7 protein-coding genes, 2 tRNA genes and 1 pseudogene are annotated in these 7,456 nt (G+C 69.2%); 8 read left to right on the forward strand and 2 right to left on the reverse strand.

Annotated elements, in window-relative coordinates:
* Window positions 1-278, forward strand: a pseudogene (locus ABZ807_RS32770) (hypothetical protein); the annotation flags it as partial.
* 91 nt (window positions 279-369) lie between these two features.
* Here ABZ807_RS32770 and ABZ807_RS32775 read toward each other — a convergent pair.
* Window positions 370-443, reverse strand: a tRNA-Gly gene (locus ABZ807_RS32775).
* Between the two features lie 299 nt (window positions 444-742).
* Between ABZ807_RS32775 and ABZ807_RS32780 the strand changes: the two genes are divergently transcribed.
* The 7 genes from ABZ807_RS32780 to ABZ807_RS32810 all read left to right on the forward strand — a co-directional run bounded on the left by ABZ807_RS32780 (window position 743) and on the right by ABZ807_RS32810 (window position 6,647).
* A tRNA-Pro gene (locus tag ABZ807_RS32780) sits at window positions 743-816 on the forward strand.
* 146 nt (window positions 817-962) lie between these two features.
* The gene (gene tig, locus ABZ807_RS32785; RefSeq protein ID WP_357166887.1) at window positions 963-2,315 is read left to right on the forward strand and encodes a trigger factor; all 1,353 of its coding nucleotides are present in this window, start codon (window positions 963-965) and stop codon (window positions 2,313-2,315) included.
* Between the two features lie 171 nt (window positions 2,316-2,486).
* On the forward strand, window positions 2,487-3,128 hold the full coding sequence (locus ABZ807_RS32790; protein WP_357103121.1) for an ATP-dependent Clp protease proteolytic subunit: 642 nt from the start codon (window positions 2,487-2,489) through the stop codon (window positions 3,126-3,128).
* Window positions 3,129-3,138: 10 nt separating this feature from the next.
* The gene (locus ABZ807_RS32795) at window positions 3,139-3,801 is read left to right on the forward strand and encodes an ATP-dependent Clp protease proteolytic subunit (RefSeq protein WP_357166890.1); all 663 of its coding nucleotides are present in this window, start codon (window positions 3,139-3,141) and stop codon (window positions 3,799-3,801) included.
* 211 nt (window positions 3,802-4,012) lie between these two features.
* Window positions 4,013-5,308 (forward strand): ATP-dependent Clp protease ATP-binding subunit ClpX, encoded by a 1,296-nt coding sequence (gene clpX, locus ABZ807_RS32800; protein WP_357166893.1) that lies wholly within the window; start codon window positions 4,013-4,015, stop codon window positions 5,306-5,308.
* A gap of 109 nt (window positions 5,309-5,417) precedes the next feature.
* Window positions 5,418-5,810, forward strand: coding sequence for an EamA family transporter (locus ABZ807_RS32805; RefSeq protein ID WP_357166896.1), 393 nt, complete (start codon window positions 5,418-5,420; stop codon window positions 5,808-5,810).
* A gap of 39 nt (window positions 5,811-5,849) precedes the next feature.
* Window positions 5,850-6,647 carry a carbon-nitrogen hydrolase family protein gene (locus ABZ807_RS32810; protein WP_357166899.1) on the forward strand — a complete coding sequence of 266 codons (798 nt, stop codon included), beginning with the start codon at window positions 5,850-5,852 and terminating at the stop codon, window positions 6,645-6,647.
* Window positions 6,648-6,656: 9 nt separating this feature from the next.
* Here the strand turns inward: ABZ807_RS32810 and ABZ807_RS32815 are convergent, their stop codons facing one another.
* Entirely contained in the window at window positions 6,657-6,884 is a 228-nt protein-coding gene (locus ABZ807_RS32815) for a hypothetical protein (RefSeq protein WP_357166902.1), read from the reverse strand.
* Window positions 6,885-7,456: the final 572 nt, after the last annotated feature.

Below are 7,456 nucleotides of genomic sequence, written 5' to 3' on the forward strand. Positions count from 1 at the left end.
GCCCCCAGCTCCACCGCCCTGCTGCGACAGGGTCAGCGGCGAAGGTCTCTCACCTCCACTCGAACCACAGCGCCTCACGGCGCACCCACGACCTGCGGCACACCGGCAACACCCTCGCCGCCGCGTCCGGGGCCAGTACGCGAGAGCTCATGCACCCCATGGGGCACGCCACCATGCGGGCCGCCCTGATCTACCAGCATGCAACCGGCGAGCGGGACCGCGAGATCGCCTCTGCGATGGACCGCCGCATCGCCGGTGAGGGCCGGCCCCGCCGTTGAATGGCACGCGGATGGCACGCAAGATCAAAGGCGGGGGAAATGTGAAAGGCCCAGGTGCCGCGATCGTGCGGTCTACCTGGGCCTTCGTGGTTGGAGCGGGCGACGGGAATCGAACCCGCACCGTCAGTTTGGAAGACTGAAGCTCTGCCATTGAGCTACGCCCGCAGTCGCCCCGCCACCGCGGGACGCGCCGCCAGCCTACCCGGTCCCCCCACCCGACGCGCACAGGCATATCCCCGCGCCGACTCCATGATCCGCACGCCGTGCAGCAAGTCGCGGTCTCCCCGTACCCCGACACCGCCACATCCCACAAAACGCGCCCGCCACGCTCGCCTGCAGCCCGCCGACGCCGCCGGCCCGTGCCTGAACCCACCGATGGGTGTCCGGTTGGTGGGGGTTCGGCGCGTTGGGGGCCTCCCCGGCACCTCGGGCGGGTGCTTGACGGCATACACTTCTCGTCGCCACGGGGTGTGGCGCAGCTTGGTAGCGCACTCGCTTTGGGAGCGAGGGGCCGTGGGTTCAAATCCCGCCACCCCGACTGTCGTCCGCGGCCGGGTCGTCCGGGTCGTCGCCGATTTTTGTCGCGCGGTACCCGGGCGCTGCCGGAGCAGCAGCCCGGCTCGCCTACACTCGATGCGCGCAAACACGCCCAGACTCAACTGAGATCCGTCAAGGAGTACGCCTGTGAAGAGCACCGTCGAGACTCTGAGCCCGACGCGCGTGCGGCTCGCCATCGAGGTGCCGTTCGTCGAGCTCGAGCCGAGCCTCAAGAAGGCGTACCGGGAGATCGGTTCGCAGGTGCAGGTTCCCGGCTTCCGCCGGGGCAAGGTGCCGGCCGCCGTCATCGACCAGCGGGTGGGCCGGGGCACCGTCCTCAACGAGGCGGTGCAGGAGGCCATCCCGCAGAACATCCTCGCCGCGGTCCGCGAGCACGACCTGAAGACCCTCGGTCGCCCGGAGGTCGAGATCACCGAGTTCAACGACGGTGACTCGCTCAACTTCACCGCCGAGGTCGACGTCCGTCCGGAGATCATCCTGCCGGACCCGGCCACCGTCGAGGTGACCGTGGACGAGCTCCAGATCGACGACAGCGAGATCGACGAGCAGGTCAAGAACCTGCGCGAGCGGTTCGCCACCCTCAAGACCGTCGAGCGGGCCGCCCAGGAGGGCGACTACGTCCAGATCGACCTGAACGCCACCGTCGACGGCGAGGACGTGCCGGGCGGCTCGGCCAGCAACATCTCGCACGAGGTCGGCAGCAAGCAGCTCCTGCCGGGCCTGGACGAGGCCGTGGTCGGCCTCGCCGCCGGGGAGAGCACCACCTTCACCACCCAGCTCGTGGGCGGCGACTTCGCCGGCCGGGACGCCGAGGTGGCGGTGACCGTCCGCACGGTCAAGGAGAAGGAGCTGCCGGAGCTGGACGACGACTTCGCCCAGATGGCCAGCGAGTTCGACACCATCGCCGAGCTCCGCGACGACCTGCGCGAGCGGGTCACCCGGGGCAAGCGGGTCGAGCAGATCTACGCCGCCCGGGACAAGGCACTCGAGCAGCTCGTCTCCGCCGCCGAGGTGCCGGCGCCGGAGGGAGTCGTCCGCGAGGAGGTCGAGAGCCGCAAGGCGGCCATGATCGACCAGCTGGAGCGGATCGGCGCCTCGCTGGAGGAGTACCTCGCCGCCGAGGAGAAGACCGAGGAGCAGATCGACGCCGAGCTGAACGAGGCGGCGACCGAGGGCGTGAAGATCCAGCTCCTGCTCGACACGCTCGCCGACGCCGAGGACGTCCAGGTCTCCGACGACGAGTTCGGCCACGAGATCGTCCACCGCGCGCAGCGGGCCGGGATGGCGCCGCAGCAGTACTACGACCAGCTGGTGCGCTCCGGTGCGGCCGCCGCCGTCTTCGGCGACGTCCGTCGCGGCAAGGCCCTCGCCGCGGTCATGGAGAAGATCAAGATCAAGGACACCGCCGGCAACGAGGTCACCCTCGACGCGCTGCGGGCCGAGAGCGAGCAGGCGCACGAGCACGACCACGCGCACTGATCGTCCCGGTCGGCCGCCGTCCGCCCGTCGTGGTGGACGGCGGCCGAAACCCTTTTCCGGGTACGTCCCGAGGACATCTGCGCTGAGAGCGAACAGTGCCCCGACCGGGAGTCGATCACCCGGCTGAGCGGTTAGTGTCGGGGAGGACGGTACGGAGAGCGAAGGGCTGCCATGACCGACATGCACATCTCACCGAAGCCGCTCCGGGCGATCGACGCCCGCGGTGGCGACACCATTGGCAACCTCGACGACTCGGTCTACAACCGGTTGCTCAAGGAGCGCATCATCTTCCTGGGCAGCGAGGTGACCGACCAGGTCGCCAACCGCATCTGCGCGCAGCTGCTGCTGCTCGCCGCGGAGGACCCGGACCGCGACATCAACCTCTGGATCAACTCGCCGGGTGGCTCGGTCTACTCCGGCATGGCGATCTACGACACCATGCAGTTCATCGACAACGACGTGTCGACCGTGGCGATGGGCATGGCGGCCTCCATGGGCCAGCTGCTGCTCTGCGCCGGCACCAAGGGCAAGCGGTACGCCCTCCCGCACGCGCGGATCATGATGCACCAGCCGTCGGGTGGCCTCGGCGGCACGGCGTCCGACATCGCGATCCAGGCCGAGCAGATGCTCTACACCAAGCGGATGTTCCAGGAGCGGGTCGCGCACCACACCGGCCAGAGCCAGGCGCAGATCGAGGCGGATTCGGACCGGGACCGTTGGTTCACCGCCCAGGAGGCCATGGACTACGGCTTCATCGACAAGGTGATCATCGGGGCCGCTCAGGTTCCGGATGGCGCCGGGACCCTGAGCTGAGGAGCTGACGATGACCGATCTGAGCCTGCCGCCCCAGTTCGCGGCCGTACACAACCGCTACGTGCTGCCGTCGTTCGTCGAGCGCACGTCGTACGGGGTCAAGGAGTCCAACCCGTACAACAAGCTCTTCGAGGACCGGATCATCTTCCTCGGCGTCCAGGTCGACGACGCGTCCGCCAACGACGTGATGGCGCAGCTGCTGACGCTCGAGGGCACCGACCCGGACCGCGACATCATCATGTACATCAACTCGCCGGGTGGCTCGTTCACCGCCATGACGGCGATCTACGACACCATGCAGTACGTCCGGCCGGACATCTCCACCGTCTGCCTGGGCCAGGCGGCCAGCGCGGCGGCGGTGCTGCTCGCGGCCGGCACCCCGGGCAAGCGGATGGCGCTGCCGAATTCGCGGATCATCATCCACCAGCCGGCCACCGAGGGCGGCTACGGGCAGGGCTCGGACATCGAGATCCAGGCCCGGGAGATCCTGCGGATGCGGACCCAGTTGGAGGACATGCTCTCCCGGCACTGCAACCGCCCGATGGACCAGGTTCGCAAGGACATCGACCGGGACAAGATCATGACGGCCGAGGAGGCCAAGGAGTACGGGCTGGTCGACACAATCCTGACCAGCCGCAAGAAGGGCCTGCTGGCGGCCAACGCGGCCAGCTGAGCAGCACCGGGTCGGAGGTCGGTCGGGGGGTCGTTCCTGGCCGACCTCTGACACACCCGTTTTGGGGGTCGGAGAAACCTCCGTCAGCGGGTAACGTCGGTTCCGTGCCGCTGGGCCGGGTCGGGCCGGCGGCAGGGATCGAGACGGACGGGCGCGCGGCGCCCGCAGGTCAGGGCCGGCGTTCCGGCCGACGAGTGCAGGGAGAACGTAGGTGGCACGGATCGGTGACGGCGGCGACCTACTGAAGTGCTCCTTCTGTGGCAAGTCGCAGAAGCAGGTCAAGAAGCTCATCGCGGGCCCTGGGGTCTACATCTGCGACGAGTGCATCGACCTCTGCAACGAGATCATCGAGGAGGAGCTGGCCGAGTCCGGCGAGGTGAAGTGGGAAGAGCTTCCCAAGCCGATGGAGATCTGCCAGTTCCTCGATAACTACGTCGTCGGTCAGGATCAGGCCAAGAAGGCGCTCGCCGTCGCGGTCTACAACCACTACAAGCGGATCCAGGCCGAGGCGGCCGGCGCGCCGGGTTCCGGCAGCGAAGCCGTCGAGCTGGCCAAGTCCAACATCCTGCTGCTCGGGCCGACGGGCTGCGGCAAGACCCACCTGGCGCAGACCCTGGCCCGGATGCTGAACGTCCCGTTCGCCATCGCCGACGCCACCGCGCTGACCGAGGCCGGGTATGTCGGCGAGGACGTGGAGAACATCCTCCTCAAGCTGATCCAGGCCGCGGACTACGACATCAAGCGCGCCGAGACCGGCATCATCTACATCGACGAGGTCGACAAGATCGCCCGTAAGTCGGAGAACCCGTCGATCACCCGGGACGTCTCCGGCGAGGGCGTCCAGCAGGCGCTGCTGAAGATGCTCGAAGGCACGGTGGCCAACGTGCCGCCGCAGGGCGGGCGCAAGCACCCGCACCAGGAATTCATCCAGATCGACACCACCAACGTGCTGTTCATCTGCGGTGGCGCCTTCGCCGGGCTCGACCAGCTCATCGAGGCCCGCACCGGCCACGGCGGCACCGGTTTCGGCGCCCGGCTCCGGTCGGTCTCCGAGCGGTCGACCGACGACATCTTCAGCCAGGTGATGCCGGAGGACATGCTCAAGTTCGGGCTGATCCCCGAGTTCGTCGGCCGGCTGCCGGTGATCACCAACGTGCGCAGCCTGGACCGCACCGCCCTGGTGCGCATCCTCACCGAGCCGCGCAACGCGCTGGTCAAGCAGTACCAGCGCCTGTTCGAGCTGGACGGGGTCGAGCTGGAGTTCGACGAGCCGGCGCTTGAGGCGATCGCCGACCAGGCGATGCTGCGCGGCACCGGCGCCCGCGGCCTGCGCGCCATCATCGAGGAGGTCCTGCTCTCCACGATGTACGAGGTGCCGAGCAACCCCGACGCCGCCCGCGTGCTGATCACCCGCGAGGTGGTCTTGGAGAACGTCAACCCGACCATCGTCCCGAGGGAGTTCACCGGTCGCCGGTCCCGCCGGGAGCGCGAGGAGAAGTCTGCCTGACCGGCGCCCCACTCTGACGACGACAGCACGGCCGCCCGGGGGTGGCCGTGCTGTCGTCGGTACGGCATCCCACTGGTCGGGCCCGCCCCTGTTCTGGTAGGACCGTCCGGTGTTCCCCATCATGCTGGCGGCGGTGTCGGCGGTCGCGTTCGGTAGGGCCGACTTCTCCGGCGGCAAGGCGTCCCGCCGTGCCGACCCGGTCGCCGTCACCGTGGTCTCCCAACTGTTGAGCGTGCCGCTGCCGCTCCTGCTGGTGCTGGTGGCACCCGGCACGCCGAGCACGGTCGACCTGGCCTGGGGGCTCGGCGCGGGCGTTGCCGCGAACGCGCTCTACCTGGCCGCCGCGGGCCGGGGCCACCTGAGCGTTGTGGCCGCGATCGCAGCGCTCTACCCGGCGAGTACCGTGCTGCTCGCGCTCGCCGTGGACCGGGAAGGGCTCCGGCCGGTGCAGTTGGCCGGTCTCGGATTCGCCGCCGACGCCCTGGTGCTCGCCAGCATCTGACGCTGTCCCCGGCCCCCGTCCGGCCGTACCCTGATCTCCATGCGCGTTGCCGTCTGCCAGCTCAACGCCCGCGACGACCGGGCCGCCAACCTGGCCGCCGCCGAGGCCCTGCTGGTCAGGGCCGCGGCGGCCGGCGCGGATCTCGCGATCCTCCCCGAGTACGTCGACTACCTCGGCCACGGCGCGGGGATGCCGGAGCCGGAACCGGTGGACGGCACGGTGGGCACGGTCTTCGCCGGTGTCGCCGAGCGGCTCGGCATCTGGGTCGTGGCGGGTTCGTTCCACGAGGCCGGCCCGGATCCGGCGCACACCTGGAACACGTCCCTGGTGTTCGACCGCTCCGGCGCGCTCGCCGCCAGCTACCGCAAGATCCACCTGTACGACGTGGAGATCCCGGGGCGGGTGTCGTACCTGGAATCGGCGACGGTCGCCCCCGGTGACCAGCCGGTGGTCGTTGACGTCGAGAGTCTGCGGGTGGGCCTGTCCATCTGCTACGACCTGCGCTTCCCCGAGCTCTACCGGCTGCTGGCCGTCGACGGGGGAGCGCAGCTGCTCGTGGTACCGGCCGCATTCATGATGCACACCGGCCGGGACCACTGGGAGGTGCTGCTGCGGGCGCGGGCGATTGAGAACCAGTGCTTCGTGGCCGCCGCCGGCCAGATCGGTGACCACGAGCCGGGGCGTACCTGCTTCGGGCGCAGCATGGTGGTCGACCCGTGGGGGACGGTGCTCGGCCAGGTGCCGGACGGGGTCGGGCTGACCGTCGTCGACCTGGACCTCGACCGCCTGCACACCATCCGCACCGAGCTGCCCAGTCTCGCCAATCGACGGCTCTGAGCCCTCGGGTCACCCCTCGACGAGCACGCCGATCACCGTCAGGCCGACGATCGCCGCAGCGGTGACGAGCAGCGCGGTGGTCATCCGGGACCGGCCGCGCTGGGCGAGCCGAGCGGTGGAGAGCAGGACGACGGCGAGCACGACCGCGCCGATCACCAGTTGCCAGAACGGCGCCAGGAGTCCGAGCAACGCCTCGTCGGCGAGCGTGGCCGTCGGGGATCGGGACAGGTCATCCATGGCAGCCACTCTGGCACGCCGCCGGCTCCGCGGCGCGCCGATCCAGATCGGGGTACTGCCCGCGCGCCGTTCCGTGGCACGCCAGGGGCGCCAATGATGATCACTGATTTGCCTTCTCCGGGCCGGCCGCGTAACTTTCTCTCTGCACGAGGGAGGCCGGACAAACCGGCCGAGGACGGGCGCCAGGCTCGTGGCGGAAACGCCGAGCGAGACTGAGGAACGGGCGGTGCGACACACTCCGGAGACGGGGTTGCGATCGCGAGGCCGACCGGGTAGAGTGCGAAAGCCGGCAGAGAGCCGGGCGGATGGCCGCGAAGCGGCGATCGGCCGGTCTGCCGAGTTCCCACGACAGAAACGACCGCCGGCGACGGCGTGCGTCAACGTGGATCGGGTCGTACCAAGTTGATCACCTCAAAACACGAGGTTGACAGCGAAAGTCGGGCCGGGTAAGTTGGAGAGGTTGCCCCGGATGGGGGCTCTACGGAGTAGAGCTTCTAGATGGTGTGTGGTTGTTCTTTGAGAACTCAACAGGGTGCTTGATAAGCCAGTGCCAAATTGATTTATACCCCGGA

It is taken from the genome of Micromonospora sp. NPDC047548 (genome assembly GCF_040642975.1).
In the GTDB taxonomy this organism is placed as follows: Bacteria; Actinomycetota; Actinomycetes; order Mycobacteriales; family Micromonosporaceae; genus Micromonospora.

Bases quoted from the DNA above. Each gene is read 5' to 3' on its own strand.
- ABZ807_RS32790 (WP_357103121.1), top strand. From the start codon at position 2,487: ATGACCGACATGCACATCTCACCGAAGCCGCTCCGGGCGATCGACGCC.
- ABZ807_RS32795 (WP_357166890.1), top strand. From the start codon at position 3,139: ATGACCGATCTGAGCCTGCCGCCCCAGTTCGCGGCCGTACACAACCGC.
- ABZ807_RS32810 (WP_357166899.1), top strand. From the start codon at position 5,850: ATGCGCGTTGCCGTCTGCCAGCTCAACGCCCGCGACGACCGGGCCGCC.
- ABZ807_RS32815 (WP_357166902.1), bottom strand. From the start codon at position 6,884: ATGGATGACCTGTCCCGATCCCCGACGGCCACGCTCGCCGACGAGGCG.